This window comes from Sorangium sp. So ce321 (assembly GCF_051530195.1).
Lineage (GTDB): Bacteria > Myxococcota_A > Polyangia > Polyangiales > Polyangiaceae > Sorangium.
The window spans coordinates 3,981,493-4,002,500 of record NZ_CP150329.1 but is presented as its reverse complement, the minus strand read 5'-3'; the positions used below and the strand labels follow the sequence as shown (position 1 = coordinate 4,002,500).

15 protein-coding genes and 1 pseudogene (1 of these 16 running past the window's edge) are annotated in these 21,008 nt (G+C 73.1%); 4 read left to right on the top strand and 12 right to left on the bottom strand.

The features are described from left to right. From WME89_RS15460 to WME89_RS15430, 7 genes and pseudogenes are all read right to left on the bottom strand, one after another. Positions 1-633: the 5' portion of a roadblock/LC7 domain-containing protein gene (locus tag WME89_RS15460; protein ID WP_438009916.1), read on the bottom strand. Its footprint begins 21 nt before the window's first position; only the first 633 of its 654 coding nucleotides appear in the window; it begins with the start codon at positions 631-633; the stop codon falls past the left edge of the window. Next, complete coding sequence (locus tag WME89_RS15455; RefSeq protein WP_438009915.1) at positions 630-1,613, bottom strand: foldase protein PrsA; 984 nt, start codon at positions 1,611-1,613, stop codon at positions 630-632. Before WME89_RS15455 ends, WME89_RS15460 begins: the two co-directional genes overlap by 4 nt. After that, positions 1,610-1,792, bottom strand: coding sequence for a hypothetical protein (locus WME89_RS15450; protein WP_438009914.1), 183 nt, complete (start codon positions 1,790-1,792; stop codon positions 1,610-1,612). Before WME89_RS15450 ends, WME89_RS15455 begins: the two co-directional genes overlap by 4 nt. Before the next feature lie 95 nt (positions 1,793-1,887). Continuing rightward, positions 1,888-2,508 (bottom strand): hypothetical protein, encoded by a 621-nt coding sequence (locus WME89_RS15445; RefSeq protein WP_438009913.1) that lies wholly within the window; start codon positions 2,506-2,508, stop codon positions 1,888-1,890. 238 nt (positions 2,509-2,746) lie between these two features. Further along, the gene (ttcA, locus tag WME89_RS15440) at positions 2,747-3,598 is read right to left on the bottom strand and encodes a tRNA 2-thiocytidine(32) synthetase TtcA (RefSeq protein WP_438009912.1); all 852 of its coding nucleotides are present in this window, start codon (positions 3,596-3,598) and stop codon (positions 2,747-2,749) included. A 3-nt stretch (positions 3,599-3,601) separates the two neighbouring features. After that, positions 3,602-5,085 (bottom strand): annotated as a pseudogene (locus WME89_RS15435) (leucyl aminopeptidase). A 274-nt stretch (positions 5,086-5,359) separates the two neighbouring features. Next, positions 5,360-6,286 (bottom strand): class I fructose-bisphosphate aldolase, encoded by a 927-nt coding sequence (locus WME89_RS15430; RefSeq protein WP_438009911.1) that lies wholly within the window; start codon positions 6,284-6,286, stop codon positions 5,360-5,362. A gap of 298 nt (positions 6,287-6,584) precedes the next feature. On the opposite strand from WME89_RS15430, the gene fbp reads away from it, so the two are divergent. Continuing rightward, entirely contained in the window at positions 6,585-7,637 is a 1,053-nt protein-coding gene (gene fbp / locus WME89_RS15425; RefSeq protein ID WP_438009910.1) for a class 1 fructose-bisphosphatase, read from the top strand. A 72-nt stretch (positions 7,638-7,709) separates the two neighbouring features. Here the strand turns inward: fbp and WME89_RS15420 are convergent, their stop codons facing one another. The 3 genes from WME89_RS15420 to nadC form a co-directional block, all read right to left on the bottom strand. Then, the gene (locus WME89_RS15420) at positions 7,710-8,363 is read right to left on the bottom strand and encodes a radical SAM protein (protein ID WP_438009909.1); all 654 of its coding nucleotides are present in this window, start codon (positions 8,361-8,363) and stop codon (positions 7,710-7,712) included. A gap of 117 nt (positions 8,364-8,480) precedes the next feature. Beyond that, positions 8,481-9,302, bottom strand: coding sequence for a biotin--[acetyl-CoA-carboxylase] ligase (locus WME89_RS15415; RefSeq protein ID WP_438009908.1), 822 nt, complete (start codon positions 9,300-9,302; stop codon positions 8,481-8,483). Then, the gene (gene nadC / locus WME89_RS15410) at positions 9,299-10,150 is read right to left on the bottom strand and encodes a carboxylating nicotinate-nucleotide diphosphorylase (RefSeq protein WP_438009907.1); all 852 of its coding nucleotides are present in this window, start codon (positions 10,148-10,150) and stop codon (positions 9,299-9,301) included. Before nadC ends, WME89_RS15415 begins: the two co-directional genes overlap by 4 nt. A gap of 306 nt (positions 10,151-10,456) precedes the next feature. Between nadC and WME89_RS15405 the strand changes: the two genes are divergently transcribed. The 3 genes from WME89_RS15405 (at position 10,457) to WME89_RS15395 (ending at position 13,784) form a co-directional block, all read left to right on the top strand. Further along, a complete protein-coding gene (locus WME89_RS15405) occupies positions 10,457-12,484 on the top strand; it encodes a protein kinase domain-containing protein (RefSeq protein ID WP_438009906.1) in 2,028 nt (675 codons plus the stop codon). Positions 12,485-12,517: 33 nt separating this feature from the next. Further along, positions 12,518-13,471: a hypothetical protein gene (locus tag WME89_RS15400; protein ID WP_438009905.1), complete on the top strand. Its 954-nt coding sequence runs from the start codon at positions 12,518-12,520 to the stop codon at positions 13,469-13,471. Positions 13,472-13,580: 109 nt separating this feature from the next. Then, positions 13,581-13,784, top strand: a complete 204-nt coding sequence (locus WME89_RS15395) for a hypothetical protein (RefSeq protein WP_436617202.1) — start codon at positions 13,581-13,583, stop codon at positions 13,782-13,784. 84 nt (positions 13,785-13,868) lie between these two features. Here the strand turns inward: WME89_RS15395 and uvrA are convergent, their stop codons facing one another. Then, positions 13,869-19,220 (bottom strand): excinuclease ABC subunit UvrA, encoded by a 5,352-nt coding sequence (uvrA, locus tag WME89_RS15390; RefSeq protein ID WP_438009904.1) that lies wholly within the window; start codon positions 19,218-19,220, stop codon positions 13,869-13,871. A gap of 291 nt (positions 19,221-19,511) precedes the next feature. Next, positions 19,512-20,993: a collagen-like protein gene (locus tag WME89_RS15385; protein WP_438009903.1), complete on the bottom strand. Its 1,482-nt coding sequence runs from the start codon at positions 20,991-20,993 to the stop codon at positions 19,512-19,514. Between the last annotated feature and the right edge of the window lie 15 nt (positions 20,994-21,008).

The following is a 21,008-nucleotide window of genomic DNA, read 5'->3' as shown; positions in this document are numbered from 1 at the left end:
TGCGAACCAGCGACCCATCCGCTCGCGGATGAGGAGCATCTCCGCTCCGCTCGGGAGACGGATCCGGAAACCTTTCTCACGCGGCCCGAGACCCACCATCGAGCCCATCACCTCGACGGGTTGCCATCCGCCGGCGCTTCGGAGGCGAGCAGGGCGCCCTCGGTCCGAGGCCTCGGTCTCGACGTCCACGCAGTACCACCGCGTGGTGCGGGACGTGGTCCAGCCGGCCTCGGCGCAGAGCCGCACGTCTGCCTCCTGCAGCGCGCGATGGGACGCAGCGAAGGCAGCCCGCGGATGCAGCACGAGGACCAGAGCATAGCCCGGTTGCAGCTGGCGAACGATGTAGCTCTTGCGGTGGGCGCGCACCGTGATCTGGCGCGGCACACCGAGCGGCGAGCTCCCGATATCTGCCAGGACGATCTGCCAGTGGGCCGCCGTGACCTTCACGTCGAACGGGTCGAGGCGGCCCGCGTAGTCGATCGTCTCGCCCTCGAAGTCCACGAGCGCGGCAGCGCGCGCGCCCGGGATCGCGCACAGGAGATCCTCGAGGATGGCCGCGAACGAGGAGGGCGCCTGATCCCGTGGGAGCCGGCTCCCGCTCCGCTTGCGAGCTCCATTGCGCGAGGTCGTCATGGCTCGATCCGCACGAGCTCGAGCAGAGCATCGACGCCGCCCACGACCCGCGGCTCGCGCCGCAGCACCTCGAGGAGCTTCGCCTGCGCGGCGCGCGCGCGCTCCGTCACGACCTCATCGCGCACCAGGACCCGTCGCTCCTCGACAGGCACCACCTGCGGCGGGATGCGCTCGAGGAGCATGATCACATGCACCCCGAACGACGACGCGACCGGCGCGCTCAGGTCTCCGCGCGCGACGAGGGACGCGGCGGCGCGGGAGAAATCGACGTCGAACTGCTGCAGCTCCGGGGTGAGGGTACGGCCCGCGGCCGTGACGGGCGGGAGCGGCTGCGCAACGACCTCGAGGCCGTCGGCAGCGACTCCCTTCGCTGCGCTGATGAACGCGTCGGCGGCCGGGTCGGACGGCGTTTGCCCCTTCCCGGCGCCGAGCGGCGGCTCGGAGCGCAGGGCCACCTCGCGCGCGGTGACCACCGCCGCGCGGATCGAGTCGGCGATCGCCCTCGCCTTCGCACGCGTCGCCTCGCCAGCGTCCGCGGAGAGCCTGACGACGGCGTGCACGGTGCGGTAGCCCTCCGGACGATCGAGCTCGAGCCAGTGACGCTCGGTGGCGATGCGCAGCTCGTCGTCGGTCACCGGGCCGGCGCCCTCGGCCTCCTCCTTCAGCCGATGGAGCAGGCGACGGGCCAGGACCGCGCGGATCTCGCGCTGCACCTCGAGGTCCTGCTCGAGGCCGCGGCCTCGTGCCTCCGCGGCGAAGAGCGCGTCGCGGATCGCTGCATCTGCGGCCTGTGCCGGCGAGATGCGCTGCGCTGCTGCGATACGAGCCACGGAGTCGACGGGGATGTCGAGCGCGCCCACGCGGGCCGCCAGGTCGGGCGGCAACGGCAGCGCCCCCTTCGCGGCCGTCGAGAGGGCAGCCCACGCGGCGCACGCGCACAGGCACGCAGCTGCCGCGACCGCTCGGCGCCCAGGGCTCACGCGCTCCCCCCGCGGGGGCGAAGGATCTCCGTGGACGCTCTCAGCGAGAGGCCGCCGATCACCAGGAGGTAGATCGCCTTGAAATCCTGGCGATCGCCGAGCGCGTGGACCCCGAAGGCGAACGAGGACGCGGCGGCGGCGAGGAGCAGAATCGCGAATGCATCGACGGCGCGGGACACGCGCGTGAGTGTAACGCGATTTGACGTGGAACCGGCGGGGATGCGGGGATGGTGAGGAACGAGCAGCGGCCCGAGGGGCACGGCCGAGCCGCCGCTCAGCGCAGCATCATCACGACCGCCCCCAGGACGGCGAAGACGATCAAGACCAGCAGATGCCGGACGGCGCGGTGGGTGAGCCGCCGTGCGCCAGCCGTGTGCCGGCGGCCACGGGCGACCGCGACGCCAGACGCCGCGGTGATCAGCGCGACGGCGCAGGCCATGGCGACGGCCTGCGCCAGGAGGGCCCGATCCAGGTCCCGGACCCGCCACGCGAGCACCAGGATCGCGAGGCTCACGAGCGAGCCGAACGCGACGACCGCCGTCGCGAGCGGAGGCAGATGGCCTCGGGCCTGAAGGAGGGGGGCGTCCGGGTCCGGCTCTGGCTGGCGCCGCGCATCCCACCGGTCGCGCCAGGAGAGCGCGAAGATTCCCCAGGCGATCGCGCCAATCGCGGCGCGGACGGGGTCGAGGCGGGACGGCTGGAGCGAAGGAGAAGCGAGCAGCCAGGTCAGCGTGACGAGCGCAAGGAAGACCGAAATGCCGAGGTGCCGCGCGAGCCGGCGGTGGGTGGCAGAGAGCAGCGGCGCGGCGATGCCGCACAGGAAGGCGAGCGTGGCGGCGACGCTGGCAGACAGCGGCGCGCCGCGGCCGAAGGCGGCCGGCGCGACCGTGATCATCCAGGCCACGATCGCAGCGAGCAGCGCCTGGGGGGCGCGCCCGTCGCCGAGGCCGATATCGAAGCGCGCTGCCCCGGGCTGCGCGGCGTCGGGGCCCTCGGCGTCGGACTGCCCGTCGGCCTCGCGCGCAGGCGCCCCGCCGCCCCCGCCAGCACCAGCGCTGGCCGCCGCCGACTCCGCGTCACGTGGGTCGCCGATCGAGATCGCGCCGGGGGCATCCGTGCTCATGGGCGGGCCGCTAGGCCAGGTTCCGCAGGAGGTTGCCCACGGGCAGGACGTCCGGCGCTGGCCCGTCGGCGCCCACGGCGCCGCTCGCGCTGCCCTCTTCCCGGGCGACCTCGAGCCCGAGCCGCTTCCAGAGACCCGTGTCCAGGAGGTGGCTCGGGCGCACGTTGCCGAGGGCGGCCAGCATGTTCTGCCTCGCGCCGGGGTGGCGTGCGTCGAGCTCCGCCAGGAGCCGGCTCACCGCCTTGCGCTGGAGGTTGTCCTGAGACCCGCACAGATCGCAGGGGATGAGGGGGAAGCGCTCCTCCGCCGCGAACGCCGCGAGCTCGTCCTCGGCGCAGTAGATGAGCGGGCGGATCACGACGTTATCGCCATCGTCGGAGATGAGCTTCGGAGGCATCGACTTCAGCTGGCCGGCGAAGATCAGGTTCAAGAGCAGCGTCGTCACGGCGTCGTCGCGGTGGTGGCCGAGGGCGATCTTCGAGCAGCCGAGCTCGCGCGCGACGCGGTAGAGGATGCCCCGCCGCAGGCGGGAGCAGAGCGAGCAGTACGTCTTGTTCTCGGGGATCTTCTCGGTGACGATCGAGTACGTGTCCTCGGAGATCATCCGGAACTCGTAGCCGCCGGCGGCCATGTAGTCGGCCAGGAGGTGTCCGGGATAGCCAGGGTGCCCCTGGTCGATGTTGATCGCGATCACGCTGAACCGGACCGGCGCGCGCCGCGCGAGGTCGACGAGGAGCGCGTGCATCGCGTAGCTGTCCTTGCCCCCGGAGACGGCGCAGAGGATCCGATCGCCGTCGGCGATCATGTCGAAGTCGGTGATGGCGCGGCCCATGGCGCGCGCGAGCTTGCGGCGGAGTTGCACGGTTTAGCCGGTGAAGCCTTCGATGAGGCGGAGGAAGGTAAGCACGCCGTGGCCCGTCCCGCCCTTGGAGACGATGCCGTAGGGCTTGCTCGCCATCGACGGGCCGGCGATGTCCACGTGGACCCACGGGACATCCCCCACGAACTCGCGCAGGAACAGGGCCGCGGTGATGGCCCCTCCCCAGCGGTCGGCCGTGTGCTTGATGTCGGCCCAGTCGCTCTTCAGGCCCTCGCGGAGCTCCTCGGCCAGCGGCAGCTGCCACATCGACTCGCCCGCGGCCTTCGCGGCGCTCCGCATGCGCTCCGCGAGCTCCTCCCGGTTCGAGAAGAAGCCCGACACCGTCGGCCCGAGGGCCACGACGCAGGCGCCGGTGAGGGTCGCGTTGTCGACGATGAAGTCCGGCTTCAGCGCGCGCGCGTAGGCGAGACAGTCGGCGAGGACGAGGCGCCCCTCCGCGTCGGTGTTGATGATCTCCACCGTCCTGCCGTCGAGAGATCCGAAGATGTCTCCGGGGCGGTACGCCGCGCCGTCGGGCATGTTCTCCGCGGAGCCGATGATGCCGTGCACCTCGACGTTCGGCTTGGCGGCCGCGACGGCGGCCATCAGCGCGACCACGTTCGCGGCCCCCCCATATCGCCCTTCATCTCCTCCATGCCGGGCGCCGGCTTGATGCAGAGGCCGCCGCTGTCGAAGGTGAGCCCCTTGCCCACGAAGGCGAGCTTCCCCTTCGGCTTCCCGGCGGGAGCGTAGACCATGTGGATCAGCCGGGGGTCACGCGCGCTCCCCTGCCCCACCGCCATGATGAGCTTCATGCCCCGCTTGATCAGCGCGGCCTTGTCGAACACGGTCACCTTGAGCCCGTGCTGCTTGCCCACGTCCGCCGCGACGCGCGCCAGGGCCTCCGGGTAGAGCTCGTTCGGCGGCTCGTTGACGAGATCGCGCGCGACGCAGATGGCGTCGCCGACCTGCTGGCCAAGGGCGACCGCGTCGCGCGCCGCCTTGCCCGCCTTGCCCTCGATGACCACTGTGCCGCGCGAGAGCCCGAACTTGGGCACGCGATCGCCCGTGAAGTAGCGGGTGAACCGGTAGGCCCCGAGCACGAGCCCCTCCGCGGCGGCGCGCTCGCCGCGCTCGACCCCGGGCGGCACCACGACCGCGACGCTCTCGGCGCGCACGCCGTTCGCGAAGCGCGCGCCCTTCGCCGCGAGCACCCGGCACTCGACGTCGGTGACCTTGCCCGACCCGAGGCCGAGCAGCAGCACGCGGCCGGGCTTCAGCGCGCCGTTCGTCACGAATTCGATGCTCTGGTCCTTCTTTCCCGTGAAGTCGTCGCGCTTGACCTGGTGGGCCACGGAATCACCCAGCGCCGCCGCGAGCCTCGCGAGCACGCCCTCACCCGTCGAAGCGCCTTCGGGCACGCCGATGACAGCGACGTCGACGGCGATGCTCAGCGGGTCTGACGAGGCGAGGTTCACTTTGATCGGCATGCGGTCTCCTGAGCGCGGACGTGGAGGGTTTCCAGCGCGGCATCTAATCACGAAGGGCTAATCCCGTCGACGTGGACGATGCCCGCGAGCGGTCAGACCGAGGGGCGGGCGGGAGCGCGCTCCCCGAGGGCGGACGGCCGGCGCGCTCGCCAACGCGGCGCGCGCCCGGTGTTCGGCAGACGCCGCGATGGGCTGGCGTCGCGGCGCTCGCCGGCGGTGCGCCTGGCCGGACCTCGGCCGAGCGCCCCCGCCCCGAGCGCTGGATCGAGGGGCGTCAGCGCGCCGACTTGTAGATCTGGATCACGTCCGAGAGGAGCCTCAGCGCCTCGGCGCGCGGCCGCTGGAACGCGTTGCGCCCCATGATCGAGCCGAAGGAGCCGCCCGCGGCCATCTCGCGCACGTCGGCGAGGACGGCGTCGGTCGACCTGGACTCGCCACCGGAGAAGATCACGACACGCTTGCCGTTGAAGGTCGCCTGCACGACGTGGCGGGTCCGGTCGGCGAGCGTCTGGAGGGGGATACTGTACTTCTCGTACAGCTTCTTCGCCTCTTCTTGCTCGATATGAGCCGTCGGCGGCTTGACCTTGATGATGTGCGCGCCGAGCTGCGCCGCGATCGTCGCGGCGTAGGCGCAGACGTCGATGGCCGTCTCGCCCTGCCTGGACAGCCCGGCGCCGCGCGGGTAGCTCCAGACGATGACGACCAGGCCCTTGCGCCTGGCCTCGAGGGTGATCTCACGAAGGTCCTCGTACATCCGGTTTCGCGCGCCGGACCCGGGGTAGATCGTGTAGCCGACCCCGACGCAGCCGAGGCGGAGCGCGTCCTCGACCGAGCCGGTCACCGCCGAGATGGGCTGCTCCACGCGGGCCAGCGTGTCGCTGTTGTTGAGCTTCAGGATCACCGGCACCTGCCCCGCGAACCTGGCAGCGCCCGCCTGCAGCGACCCGAGCGGCGCCGCGTACGCGCTGCACCCGGAGTCGATGGCGAGCTGAAAGTGGTAGTCGGGGTCGTAAGCCTCCGGGTTCGGAGCGAACGATCGCACCGGACCGTGCTCGAAGCCCTGGTCCACCGGCAGGATCACCAGCTTGCCGGTGCCCGCGAGCGCGCCGTGGTTGAACAGCCGGACGAGGTTCGTCAGCGTGCCGGGGTTCTCGGCGGCGTACCAAGAGAGGATCTGCTCTACACGGGTAGTCAGCGCCATGAATCACTCCGTCAAGGGTGTTGCGGTACCGGGAACGCGTGGCCCGCCCGGGGCGTGAACCCGAACCTCGATGCCCGACGCCCGCGCGAGCGGGCGGGCTCGCGGGATGTCGTCAGGAGGAGCACGACTGTAGCCAGCCGAACTCCCCGGAGGCCCGGCGATGGAGGATGTTGTGCGCGGGCATGGGATACGCAATTCTCGACGCTGCGCCGGTCGGCTCTCGAGGGAGCGACGGCCAGCGAAGGCGCGAGCAGAGGGTTGGGGCGGCGACGTCCCTGGCCAACAACGCGGAGGGATCATGTCGCTCTCATCGGACCAACGGAACCTGAGCTGGAATCCGCCGGACGCGCAGTCGCGCGTCGGGATCACGCTGGAGACGTACATCCTCGAGGGGATGCTCGGGTTTCCCGCGGCGACGGGGGCGTTCACCTCCCTCCTGAATCAGCTGAGCCTGGCGGCGAAGCTCGTGACGTCCAAGGTCCGGCGGGCCGGCCTCGCCAACGTCCTCGGGTACACGGGGCAGACGAACGTGCAAGGCGAGGTCGTGCAGAAGCTCGACGAGGTCGCCAACGAGACGCTGCTCAGCGTGCTCGGGAGGCGCGGGCACTGCGCGGCCGTCGTGAGCGAGGAGCTCGGCGAGCTGAGGCTCCTCTCCACGGACCCGCGCGCCAAGTACCTCGTCGTCATGGACCCGCTCGACGGCTCGTCCAACATCGACGTGAACATCTCGATCGGCACGATCTTCGGCGTGCTCCGCAAGAGCGACGCGAAGATGGGCGCCGATCCCTCGGATTTCCTGCGCCCCGGCCGCGATCTGCTCGCGGCGGGCTACGTGCTCTACGGGTCGTCGACGCTGCTCGTCCTCACGACCGGCCTCGGCGGCGTGCACGGGTTCACCTACGACCCGACCGTGGGTGAGTTTTTCCTTTCCCACGAGAACATCCGCATCCCGGAGCGCGGCGCGACGTACTCGATCAACGAGGGCCACAGCGCGCGGTGGCCCGAGGCGGTGCGCCGCTGGAACGCCTGGATCAAGGAAGAAAACAAGCACGAGGGGCGGCCCTACGGCGCGCGGTACGTGGGGTCGCTGGTCGCGGACGCGCACCGGACGCTGCTGAAGGGCGGCGTCTTCGCCTACCCCGCCGACCGGAGCGGCCAGGGCAAGCTGCGGCTCCTCTACGAGGCGAACCCGTTCGCGTTCATCTTCGAGGCGGCCGGCGGCAAGGCGAGCACGGGGACCGATCGCATCCTCGATCTCGTCCCGAGCTCGCTCCACGAGCGCGTGGCCCTCGTCATCGGCTCGCCCCGCGACGTGGATGACTACGAGCAGTTCCTGCGCGGAGAGCGCTGAGACCACGAGAGGCCGGCGCCGCTCCTCTCCATCGCTCCGCCGAGGCGCGCCGTGGAGAGGGCGGCCCGCAGGTCAGACCCCCTGCGCGTCCGCGCCCCAGATGACCTTGTGGAGCTGGACCTGCACCCGGACGCGGAGGCCGTCGTCGAGCACCCACTGCACGAGGTCCCGCGGCGCCAGCTTGCCCCAGACGCACGAGGCGAGCAGCGTCACGCCGCGCGCGTCGAGGCGCCGCTCGCGGATGGTGCCCCGCATCCACTCGTAGTCCGCCTGGTCGGCGAGCACGAACTTGATCTCGTCGCGCGGCGTGAGGTGCTCCAGGTTCGACCAGCGGTTCCGGTGGGACTCCCCCGAGCCGGGCGCCTTCAGGTCCATGATCTTGTGGACGCGCGGATCGACGCGCGACACGTCGGCCTCGCCGCTGGTCTCGACGAGGACCGTGCGGCCTGCGTCGCAGAGCTCCGCCATGAGCGGGAACGACCCGGGCTGGAGGAGGGGCTCCCCTCCCGTGAGCTCGACGAGCGGCGTGCCGCAGGCCAGCGCGCGCTCGAGGACATCGCCGCGGCGGAGGCGCTTGCCGCCGTAGAAGGCCTGCGTCGTGTCGCACCAGGCGCAGCGCAGGTTGCACCCGGTGAGCCGGACAAACGTGCACGGCAGCCCGGCAAACGTCGATTCGCCCTGCACGCTGGCGTAGATTTCGTGGACGACGAGGGTGTCTTCTTTCAAGGAAGCGGCGCCTCCTGAGGAGCCTGGTCGGCCCGGACGGCTCCGCGCCGCCGGTGACCCGCGGTGGGGCGCAAGCTTTGGCCGCGCGGAGCGCGCAACGCAAGCGGCGCGGGGCGCTCAGCCGGCGATCACGCTGACCTCGCCCGCCGCGACCGCCCGGAGGACGCCGTCCGCGCCGTGGATGAGGAGGTGCCCCTCCGGGTCGATCCCCGCCGCGACGCCGGTCACGCCGGCCACGTCGACGCGGCGGCCGCGCAGCCAGTCCAGCCGGGCGAGATCCTCCGCGAAGGGGGCGAGCCTCCCCGCCTCGAACCGCGCCGCCGCGTCGCCGAGCGCCTGGAGCAGCTCCGCGGCGAGGAGCTCGCGCGGGACGTCGTCGATCCCGAGCAGCGCGAGCGACGTGGCCCGCGCCGCGAGCTCCGGCGGGAAGCTCGACGCGTGGACGTTGAGCCCGACGCCGACGATCACGCTGCTCACGGCGTCGCCGCGGAGCTGGGCCTCGACGAGGATCCCCGCCAGCTTGCGGCCCCCGACCAGCACGTCGTTCGGCCACTTGAGCCGCACTTCGGCGGCGGAGCCGTCGCCGGGCGCGCCGCGGCGCGCCGCGGACGCGAGCCGTCGCTCGACGACGGACGCGACGGCCAGGCCCATGACGAGGGCGATGGGGGCGACGCTGCTCGCCGGCAGGCCGGGGCGCAGCACGACCGACAGGTAGAGGTTCTCCCCGGGCGGGGAGTGCCAGGAGCGGCCGCCGCGCCCTCGCCCGTGCGTCTGCGCGTCGGCGAGGAACGCAGCCCCGTGCGGCGCGCCGGCGGCGGCCGCGCTCCGTGCGTCGTCGTTCGTCGACGCCGTCTCCGCCGCGACAGCGAGCGGCGTGCCGAGCGACGCGCCGAGGCGCGAGAGCTCGCGCTCGACGGCGGCCGCGTCGAGCCGCCTCACAGCGCGAGATCCAGCGCGATGTCGGCCGCGCGCGCCGAGTGCGTCAGCGCCCCGACGCTGATGACGTCGATGCCCGCCGCCGCGAGCTCGGGGATGCGCTCCAGCGTGATGCCGCCGGAGACCTCCAGGAGGGGCCGGCCATGCTGCGCCGACCGCGCGCGCGCAGACGCGGTCTTGACGTCGGCCAGCGTGAAGTTGTCGAGCATGATGATGTCCGCGCCCGCGGCCAGCGCCTCGTCGAGCTCCTGCAGCGAGGCGACCTCGACCTCGACCTTCGTCGTGTGCGGGGCGCGCGCCCGCGCGCGGGCGATGGCGGTCGTGATACCGCCCGCCGCGATGATGTGGTTGTCCTTGATCATCACGGCGCTCCCCAGGTTGTCGCGGTGGTTGTGCGCGCCGCCGACCCGCACCGCGTAGCGCTCCAGGGCGCGGAGGCCGGGCGTCGTCTTGCGGGTGTCGGTGATACGCACGCCGGACCCGGCCGGGATCGCCGCGGCGTAGCGGCGCGCCTCCGAGGCCACGCCGCTCATCCGCTGCGCGAGGTTGAGCGCGGTGCGCTCCGCGCTGAGGAGCGTGCGCGCGGCCCCGCGCACCGTCCAGAGCACCGCGCCAGTGTCGACGGCGGTGCCGTCCTGGACCAGCACCTCGCCCTCCACCTGCCTATCCAGGCGCTGAAAGACGCGAAGAAACACGGCCCCCCCGCACGCGACGAGCGGCTTGCGCGCGACCGCCTTCGCGGTCGCGCGCGCGGAGGCCTCGACACAGGCTTCGGTCGTGAGATCGCCTCCCGCGAGATCTTCTTCCAGAGCACGATCGATCAAGGCATCGAGCAACGGCGCAGCCAGCACAGGCATCTCCTAGAGCGCCGCACGCCGGCGGCGACCCAGGTATACTCGCTCCCCGCGCGCGCATCAGCGACGTCGCCCCCCCTCGCCCATCATGACGCAATGCGTTATGAGACCCTGAGCCGGGGCTTGCGGGCTCGGCGGCGGGGCTGCCCGGGACGGGACCCGGACGGGACGGCGGGACGCGCGGCGCCGAAAAAACGGTGCGGGTCGCGACCATCGCGACGCTGTGTCGCACAAATGGGGCTGACGTTCGTCTACCAGCCTGTGAGACTCTCCGAGCAACTCCAGCGCCCTCAACGGAGATCGATGCGTCCGCAGGCAGGCCAGGTCATCAATAACAAGTACCGACTCGTGCGCGTCATCGGGGACGGCGGCATGGGGAGCGTCTACGAAGCCCGCCACGAGGTGCTGGGGACGACGGTCGCCCTCAAGTTTCTCCACCCCGAGCTGTCCCGCCGCTCCGGCCTGGTGCAGCGCTTCCTGCAGGAGGCGCGCGTCTCCGCGCAGATCCAGAGCGCGCACGTGGTGCGCGTCGTCGACGTGGACCAGACGGCCTCCGGCCTCGCGTTCATCGTGATGGAATACCTGGAGGGGAAGACGCTCCAGGCCCTGTACGAGGAGCTCTACCGGGCAGGCGTCCGGCTCGCCTACGCCGACGCGCTCGAGTACGCGATGCAGATTCTCGAGGGTGTCGAGGCTGCCCATCGCGCGGGCGTCGTCCACCGGGACCTCAAGCCGGACAACGTCATCATCACGAAGACGTCCAAGGGGGACCCGCTCATCAAGCTGCTCGACTTCGGCATCGCCAAGCTGAAGGTCACGGGGGAGCTCGATCGCGGGCTCACGCGCCCCGGCGTGATCATGGGCACGCCCGAGTACATGGCCCCTGAGCAGGCGTACTCGGCGGACTCCGTGGACGCGCGCGCCGACATCTTCTCGCTGGGCGTCATCATCTTCGAGATGCTGGCCGGCCGGCGGCCGGTGGGCGGCGACGAGCCTCAGCAGATCGCGGGTGCCTACCTGTCGGGCCAGATCTCGCGGCTCTCGGATCTCGCGCCGGAGCTCGCACCCACCCTCTGCGCCGCCATCCACCGCGCGATGGCGGCCTCGCCGCCCGATCGGTTCGCGACCACCGCCGAGTTCCGCAGCGCCCTCGAGCCGTTCGCCCGCGCCGCCCGGGCGCCGTCGGCGCTCACCCCCTCGCCGTCCGAGGTCAGCCTGGCGCGTTCGTCCGCGGCCGGCCTCGCGGCGCCCGCGATGTCCCCCGCCGCCAGCGCGATGGGCGACGGCCGCATCAGCTCCGTCCCCAAGACGATACCGCCGGAGGACAACGGCGCGCAGCACGCCTCGAGCGGGCCGCCGGGAGTGCCCTCGACCCCCATGGGAGGCTTCTCCTCGGACGCCCGAGCCCCCTCCGCGTCGGCTTCAGGGTTCACACCCAGGCCAGAGCCCTCCTCGGGCCCGTACTTCGCCCCCGGGGGCTATCCTCCGGTCGGGCAGCCGGCGACCGTGAGCGCGGCGCCCTACATGCCGCCGCACGGGATGCCCGGCGTGCCGGCGACGAGCCATGAGCCGGGGCCGTTCGATGTGTCGCCGCGCCCGGGCGGGACGGCGGTCGGCAACGCGCCGCCCTTCATGGGCCGGAGCTCGGGTCCTCCCGGCGCGTTCAACGGCGGTCCGGCGCCCGGATACGGCGGGCCTTACGGTGGCGGTGTGCAGGGATACATCCCCGGGACGGCTCCGATGGAGCCGCTGCCGAGGATCTCCCACGGCAGCTCCGGAGCACAGCCGCCTGCTCGACGCGGCACGTCGCTGTTCACGATCCTGCTGCTCGCCACGGGGATCACGGGCGCGGTCGTGGGCGGCATCTACGTCGCCAGCGAGCTCAACCACAGGGATCAGGCAGAGCTGCCGCCGGCGATGCCGACGCTCCAGCCGGCCATCTCGGTCCCTGCCGATACCAGCCCTCCGGCCACGACGTCCCCCGCCGTGACGCCGCCCCCGGCCGATCCGCCGGTCGTCGCCAAGCCCCAGCCTCAGCCCCAGCCCAGGCCGCCCGCGACCTCGAAGCCGCCAGCGACAACGCCGAGCGCGACGGGGACGACGCCGACCACCCCGACACCGTCGACGCGCCCCAGCGGGACGACGATCATCCCCCAGCTGCCGCCCCTCGTCATCCCCTCGACGTTCCCGTTCCCGTTCCCGGCGCCGACCAGCGCGCAGCCTCCGGCCGGCCCCCAGCCCAGCACCACGACGACCCCGCCTGCGACGACGACCCCACCCACCACGCCGTCGGGCAGGCCGCGACGCGTGATCATCGTACCCAACAACTGACTCGCCCGGCGCTCACGGTAGGATGCGATCTCGATGAGCAACCAGAATAGCGGTCCCCCGCCCGGATGGCCTGCGAACCCGAGCGGCATGTACGGCCCTGGCAAGACCGTGCCCGGCGAGCCTCCGCTCGCAGGGCTCAACTCGCCACAGGGCGCCTTCCCCGTGCCTCCGGGCGCGGCGCCGCAGGACGCCAGTGGCGCCAGCGTCCCGCGGACCATCGTCGAGGACGCGAGCAACAGCGCGCCCCCGCCAGGAGCGCCCGGGCTCTACGGCCCTCCCGGGGGTGCCTACGGTGCGCCGCCGGCCTACGGCGCGCCGCCGGCCTACGGCGCGCCGCCGGCAGGCGGGCCTGGCCCCTATGGCCCTGGCGCGACAGCGACATACGGCGGCCCCCCAGGACCCGGGGGCGCCTACGGGCAGCCGGCGCAGCCTCCCGCCAGCCCGTACGGCGGCTCGCCATTCGGCGCCCCAGGCGGGCTCGGGGCGGCCGGCGCGCCGGGGTACCACGGCGCTCCCCAGGCACCGGGCAGCGCGCCGATGTACGCGGCACCGATGGCCGCGCGGCCTCGCCCGAAGAGCTCCGGCCCGACGCTCGCGCTGATCGGGATCGGCGCTTTCGTGGTCATCGGAGGCATCACGACCGCCTTCTTCGTGATGCGCAGCGGAGGCTCGTCCGACGACACCGCGACGCTCCCGGCGGTCGATACACCCCCGGGCCCTGCGTCCGTCGCCGGCGACCCGCCGCCGCCCCCGCCCGCGGCCACCACGCCCGAGCCGCCCCCGCCGGACCCGGCGCCCGTGGCGGCCCCGAAGCCGCCGCCGCCGCGGACGCAACCCAAGCCGGCATCGACGCCCAGCGCCAGCGCCACAGGCACGCAGACGTCGCCAACCACCACGCCTCCGACGCCCTCCACGACGAGCTCCACGCCCACCCCCTCCACGTCCTCGACGGGACGCAAGAGGATCGTCCTGCCGGGCAGGAACTGAGCTGATCCGCGCTGCCCGCGTCACCACGACGGCTGTGCGGCGGGCGCGCCCCGAGGGCTCTTCCTGAGCCCGCTTGACAGAGCGGTCGGGGTGATCAGGTTCCGACGTCATGAGCAAATCCGGGATCGCCGCAGTCCTCTCGTTCCTCGTTCCTGGCGTTGGGCAGCTCTATAACGGCGCGTTTCTGCGCTGCATCTTCTGGCTGATCGTCACGCCCGGCCTGTGGATCGGCTCGGGCGGCTGGCTCGGCTGGATCTGCCACCTGATCTCCGCATACACCGCGTACCAGTACGCGAAGCGCTCCGGCGACTGAACCGCGCTCCCCGAGGCGGCGCGCCGCGCCTTCCGGTGGCGCGCCCCTCGCGCGACGGCGCGCCCCTGACGGCGGCGCGCCCGCTCAGGTGGCCTTCGCGAAGATCCTCTTCAGCACCTCGCCCGTCGCCGTCGGCTGACGCGCCACCTCGCGCGGGGTGCCCTCCGCCACGATGCGCCCGCCGCCCGCGCCGCCCTCCGGTCCCAGCTCGACCACGTGATCCGCGCACGCGATGACCGCCGGGTGGTGCTCGATGATCACCAGCGTGTCGCCGCGCTCGACCAGGCGATCGAGCACGCGGACCAGGCGCGTCACGTCCGCCAGGTGCAAGCCGGTCGTGGGCTCGTCGAGCACGTAGAGCGTCGGCTTGGGCCGCGCGCCGGCGGTCAGCTCCGCCGCGAGCTTGAGCCGCTGGGCCTCGCCGCCCGAGAGCGTGTGCGAACCCTGGCCGATGTGGAGGTAGCCCACGCCGAGGTCACACATGGTCGCGAGCGGCGCGCGGATCCGGGGGTGAGCCGCGAAGACCTCGACGGCCTCCTCGGCCGTGAGGTCGAGGATCTCGCCGACGGACAGGCCCAGGTAGCGCACGTCGAGCGTCGCCGGCTCGAAGCGCGCGCCGCCGCACGCCTCGCAAGGCGTGGTCACGTCGGGCAAGAACGACATCTCGTGCGCGATGACGCCCTGCCCCTCGCACGCGGGGCACCGCCCGCCGGACGCCGTGTTGAAGGAGAACCGCGCCGGGCCGTAGCCGCGCACCTGCGCGTCCGGGCAGGCGGCGTAGAGCTTGCGGACCTCGTCCCAGACGCCGAGGAACGTCGCCGGGACCGAGCGCGGCGTCCGCCCGATGGGCGACTGGTCGACGGCCACCGCGCGCAGGATGCTCTTCGGCAGCTTCAGCGCCTTGTGCGGGCCCGGCTCGGGCGCCTCCAGCTTCAGGGCACGGCGGGCGGCGGGGTAGAGCACCTTCTGGATGAGCGTGCTCTTCCCCGAGCCGGACACCCCGGCGACGACCGTCATCCGGCCCGCAGGGATGCGGAGCGCGTCCCCCTGCAGGTTGTGCGCGCGGGCGCCGAGCAGCTCGATGTGCTCACGCGCGAGCGGGCGCGCCGGGCGCGCGCTGAGCAGGGCGTCCTCGCCGGCGAGCGCGCGGGCGGTCGGCGAGTCGGGGTTCGCGAGCACCTCGCGCGACGGGCCCGCCGCGACGATCCTGCCGCCCTTGCGTCCGCCCGACGGGCCGAGGTCGATCAGGTGATCCGCGGCGCGGATCGTGTCGGCGTCGTGCTCCACCATGAGCACGGTGCTCCCCATGCCGGCGAGCCTCCGCAGGTTGTCGAGCAGCCGATCGGTGTCGCGCGGGTGCAGGCCGATGGTCGGCTCGTCGAGCACGTACAGCGCGCCGGTGAGTCCGCTGCCGAGCTGCGCCGCGAGCCGCAGGCGCTGCATCTCGCCGCCCGAGAGGGTGGACGCACGCCGGTCGAGCGTGAGGTAACCGAGGCCGACCTCGCAGACGAAGTCGAGCCGGCGGCAGAGCTCCTTGTGCGGCGCCTCGGCGATCAGCGCGCGATCGCCCGCGAAGCGCAGCCCCCTCGCCCACGCGGCGGCCGCCGCGACCGACCGGCCGGACGCCTGGTGGTAGCGCTCGCCGGCGAGCCGGACAGCGCGGGGGATCGGCGCGAGGCGCGAGCCCCCGCAGGCCTCGCACGGGTCGGGCGTCGCGAGCGCGTCGTCGTCGAAGTCCGAGGCCCCCGTCCCCTCGCACGACTCGCAGCGGCCCTGCTTCGTGTTGAACGAGAACCAGCGGGGATCGAGCTCCGGGACGCCGACGCCGCAGCGCGGGCAGGTGCGCGTCGTGGAGAGCAGCTGCTCGCCGCCGCGGCCGCCGGCGAGCTTCACCGCCCCCCGACCGAACGAGAGGGCGCGATCGAAGAGCGCGCGATCGAGGCCGTCCATGCGGCCCTCGTACATCACGAGATCGATCGAGTGCTCGCGGCGCTTGTCGAGGCGAGGAGGGCTGTCGGTCGCGCACGGCTCGCCGTCGGCGAGCGCGCGGGTGATGCCGGCGCGGGCGGCGGCGGTGAAGACGTCGAGGTACGTGCCCTTGCGCGCCACGACGGCGGGGGCGAGGAGCGTCCGCGCGCCGCGCGTCGCGAGCAGGGCGCGGTAGACCTCGTCGGGCGAGCGCGCCTCGATCGGGACGTCGCAGTCCGGGCAGCGCGCCTCGCCGACCTTCGCGTAGAGCAGCCGCAGGTAGTGCGCGATCTCGGTCACGGTCGCGACGGTCGAGTTGGCGCCCGAGCGCGTGGTGCGCTGCTCGAGCGCGATCGACGGGGGGACGCCGGTGACGCGGTCGACGTCCGGTCGCGGCAGCGTGGGGAGGAACTGGCGCGCGTAGGGGGTCAGCGTCTCAAGGAACCGCCGCTGGCCCTCGGCGAAGACGACGTCGAAGGCGAGCGTGCTCTTGCCAGAGCCGCTCGGGCCGGTGACGACGACGATCTGGCCGTGGGGGATCACGGTCGAGACCTCGGCGAGGTTGTGCTCGCGGGCGCCCTCCACCTCGATCCGCCCCCGGTCGAGCGAGGCGCGCGCGGCGCCGTTGCTGCCGCGCTTGCCGGATCTCGGGGCGGCGGGCGCGGCAGCCGCAGCGCCGCGCCGGGGCCGCCGCGACGAGGCGCCGCCCCGCGCCGCGAGCCACTCGGCCAGCGAGCTGCCGGTGCGCGACGTCGTCCTGGCGACCTGCTCGGGCGTCCCTTCCGCGACGACGCGCCCGCCCTCACTGCCCGCGCCCGGCCCGAGATCGATGACCCAGTCGGCCGCCGCGATGACGTCGAGGTCGTGGTCGACGACCATCACGGACGCGCCCTCGGCCACGAGCACGGAGAGCGCGGAGTTGAGGTGCTTCACCTCCTCCGGGTGCAGGCCGGCGCTCGGCTCGTCCAGGAGGAAGAGCGCGCCCGCGCAGGGCTCGCCGAGCGCGCGCGCGATCTTGAGCCGCTGCGCCTCGCCGCCGGAGAGCGTCGAGAGCGGCTGGCCGAGCGTCAGGTAGCCGAGGCCGAGCTGCTTGAGCGGCGCGAGCGCCCGCCGGATCGCGGGCTCCCGCTCGAACGCGTCGAACGCCTCGTCGATCGAGAGGTCGAGCACGTCGGCGACCGAGCGGCCGTCGAGCTTCACCTCGAGCACCTCGTCGCGGAACCGCTTGCCCTTGCAGGTCGGGCAGGTCAGCGACACGTCCGCCAGGAACTGCATCTCGATCGTCTCGCTCCCCTCGCCCGAGCACGCCTCGCAGCGCCCGAGCGCGACGTTGAACGAGAAGTGGCCTGGCCCGAGGTCCCGCGCCGCCGCCTCGGGCCGCTCGGCGAAGAGCGCGCGGATGCGGTTCCACGCGCCGGTGTACGTCGCGGGGTTGCCCCGCGACGTGCGCCCGAGCGGCGCCTGGTCGACGAGCGTGACGGTGCGGATGTCCGCCGTGCCCTCGATGCGCCGGTACAGGCCGGGCGCCTCGATGTCCTTGTAGCCGCGCGCCCGCGCGACGTGCCGGTAGAGCACGTCGTTCACCAGCGTGCTCTTGCCCGAGCCGCTCGGCCCCGTGATCGCGACGACGACGCCGAGCGGGACGTCGACCGTGACGTCGCGGAGGTTGTTCTCGCGGGCGCCGTGGATCGAGATCTTCCCGCTCGGCGTCCGGCGCTCCGCGCGCGCCGGGGGCAACGGCGCGCGCGCGGCGAGCCCCTCGGGCGGGCCGTCGAAGGTGACGCGCCCGCCCTGCTTGCCCGCGCCGGGGCCCAGCTCGACGACGCGATCGCTCGCGCCGATGACGAGCGGCTCGTGCTCGATCACGAGCACGGCGTTGCCGCGATCGGCGAGCTCGCGCATGGCCGCGATGAGCGGCGGGATGTCCGTCGGGTGCAGGCCGACGGTCGGCTCGTCGAGCACGAAGAGCGCGCCGGTCAGCGAGGTGCCGAGCGCCGCCGTGAGCGCGACGCGCTGCGCTTCGCCGCCCGAGAGCGTGCGCGCCTGGCGCGCGAGCGAGAGGTAGCCGAGCCCGACCCGCTCGAGGTAGCCGAGGCGCGCGATGAGCTCGCGGCGCGCCATCTCGCCCTGGCCTGTCTGGGGGCGCTCGGCCTCGAGCCGCGCGCGGGCGTCGCGGAGCTCGAGCTCGTGCCACGCGGCGAGATCGAGGCCGCCGACGCGGTAGAGGAGCGACTCGGGGGAGAGCCGCTTGCCCTCGCACGCGCCGCACACGTCGTAGGTGCGGTAGCGCGCGAGCAGCACGCGGACGTGCATCTTGTAGGTGCGCGTCTCCAGCCAGCGGAACCAGGCCTTCACGCCGGGGTACTTCCCCTGGTTCCACGTGCCCTCGCCCTCCAGCACGAGCGTGCGCTGCGCCTCGGAGAGGTCGCGCCACGGCCGGTCGGTGCGGATCCCGTTCCGCTCGCAGTACGCGCGGAGCACCTTCCGTTCCCACGTGGTCGATTTGCCGTTCCAGGGGCGGATCGCGCCGCCCGCGATCGACTTCGCCGAGTCCGGGATCACCTTGTCGTAATCGATGCCGAGGGTGCGGCCGAAGCCGCGGCACGCGGTGCACGCGCCGGTCGGGGACTGGTACGAGAACAGCCCCGGGCGCGGCGGATCGAAGGCGCGCGCGCACGAGGGGCACGCGAGCCCGCGCACGAGCCGGAGCCGCGTCGCCCCCGTCCCGTTGCCGCCCGGCTCCTCGGCCTTGCGGTGCAGGTGGAGCGACGCGTCGCCCGCGCCGCCCTTCCACGCCTCCTCGATCGCGGCGCCGAGGCGCCGGCGCTCGCGGGGAGCGACCCTGACGCGATCGACGATGACCTCGACCTTGTCCGTGCCGCTCAGCGCCTCGGAGGGCGCCACGCTGTCGAGGTCGCGCGCCTCCCCGCGGACGAGCAGGCGCCGGTAGCCGGCGGCGAGCAGCGACTCGCGCACGTCCAGGAAGCGCTCGGTGCCCGCGACCGGGATCGGGTACGTCACGAGCGCGGTCGCCCCCTCATGCGCGCTCGCGGCAAGGTCGGCGGCGCGCGAGGGATCGGTCCGCGCGGCCGGCACCCCGCAGGACGGGCAGACGGGCACCGCCTCGCGCGCGAAGAGCGCGCAGAAGTACGGCTCGAGATCGGCCATCGTGGCGACCGTCGACCGCGAGCTCTTGACCGGCGCGCGGCGATCGACGGCGACGCCGGCCGCCACCGGCTCGAGCGAGTCGATCGGCGGCCGCTCGAGCCGCTCGAGGAACTGGCGAGCGTAGGGGCTGAAGCTCTCGACAAACCGCCGCTGTCCTTCGGAGTAGAGCGTGTCGAGCGCGAGCGAGGACTTCCCGGCGCCGGACACGCCGGCGATGGCCACGAGCTCGCCGGGCCGGAAATCGAGGTCAATGCCCTGGAGGTTGTGCGTGCGGGCGCCGCGGAGACAGATCGATTGCATAGGAGGCGCGAAGGGTGTGCCCCGCGGGGATGGCGTCCGGAGCGGACAGGCCCGCGTGAAACCGCGAGTGTTTAGCCCCCTTTCAGCCGAGCGTCCAAGCGTCGCGGACGATCACGCATGGGCAGCGTGCCGACTCATCCGCGCCGCAGCTTTGCGCTTTTCCGCGCAAAATTATCGTGTGTCGTCGAGGGCACGCGCGCTCTGGCAGCGCACGGCGAGGCGCGCACACGCGACCTGCCGTGTCTGCCCGGCATGACCAGCGCGCGCCTGTGCGACGCGGGCGGCTAGCGGCTAACCGTTGACGAGCAGCAGCGAGAGGTAGCCGTAGTCGTTGCTGGTCCAGCGCTCGCTGAAGGTCTGGCCGCACATCCCGATGTTGTAGGTGCCCGCGGGAAGGCCGGTGATCACGGCGCTGAGCCCGAAGGACACGCGCGTGCGTGCGGGGACCCGGCCTCCCGTCATGCCAAGGCCGACCACCTGCACGTCCTCGAGCACGGGGCCGGTCGGTCCGGGGCGAGACCGCTGGTAGCACATGTAAAGGTTGAGGCTGTCCGCCGGGAATAGATCCGCCCCCAGGTACCGGTGCGCTGTCGCGTAGATAGACTGGCTCGCCGACGAGACCTCGACCGAGGCGGTAGGCCCGAAGAAGTCGACGGGCATCCCGGCCGGCAGGGTGTTGTGCGGGCCGACGCCGTGGACCATCAGCGACAGCACGACCCCCTGTGGCCCCGTCGGGCCAGCAGGGCCGGTGATGCCGCGTGGCCCCTGCGGCCCGGTGGGGCCCGCGGGACCGACCGGACCATCGAGCCCCGGAGGTCCAGCAGGTCCCATCGGGCCTTCTGGCCCCATGGGGCCGATGGGGCCCTCAGGTCCCATGGGGCCCATCGGGCCTTCTGGTCCCATGGGGCCCATCGGGCCTTCTGGTCCCATCGGACCTTCCGCACCCGCCGGCCCGACCGGGCCTTCTGGCCCCCTGGGACCGACCGCGCCCTCCGGACCCGTGGGCCCGGTTGGACCCACCGCCCCCTCGGGCCCGACGGCTCCCGCCGGACCTGCTGGACCCTCGGGCCCGACGGCTCCCGCTGGACCTGCTGGACCCGCAGGCCCGGTCGCTCCCGCTGGACCCGCAGGGCCGGTCGCTCCAGCAGCTCCCGCAGGACCGGTGGCGCCGGCCGGGCCTGTCGAGCCAGCCGGGCCCGCTGGACCTGCGGGCCCGGCCGGACCAGCCGGCCCCTGAAGACCCGCCGGCGAGCCGACCCAGTTCCCGTTCTCGTCGATGACCTGGGTGTCGTTCACCGTGATGCCGCTCGCGTCGATCAGCACCGTGCTGCCATTCGTGGTGTTCACCGTGACCGAGCTCGGCGTGATGTCGCCGCTCACGTTGCCGGCGAGGAGCGCGTACGGCACGCTCGCGACGGCCGCGCGCGGCTTCAGCTCGTCATCGTCGCCAACCGTGATGCCGAGGTACCGCTCGGCGCCGTCGAAGACCTCGCCCTGGAGCGGGACGATCGAGCCGAGGCGCACCGAGAAGAAGCCGTCCTCGAACGTGATCGCGTGCACCTCGCTCCAGAGCGGCGTCGACGCGTCGCGATCGTCGTAGAGGGCGAAGGCGACCTCGAGGGTCTCGTTGATGGGCGCCTCGTCCGCGCCATAGAGCCGGCCCTGATGGGTGATCGTCGCCGGCACCGCCGCTTCCGCGGCCCCGGCGCCCGCGATCGCGCCCGCCGCCAGGATGGAAGCCGTCACGCACAGCGCGATCGTCGATGTCCTCATCGGCACGTCCTCTTC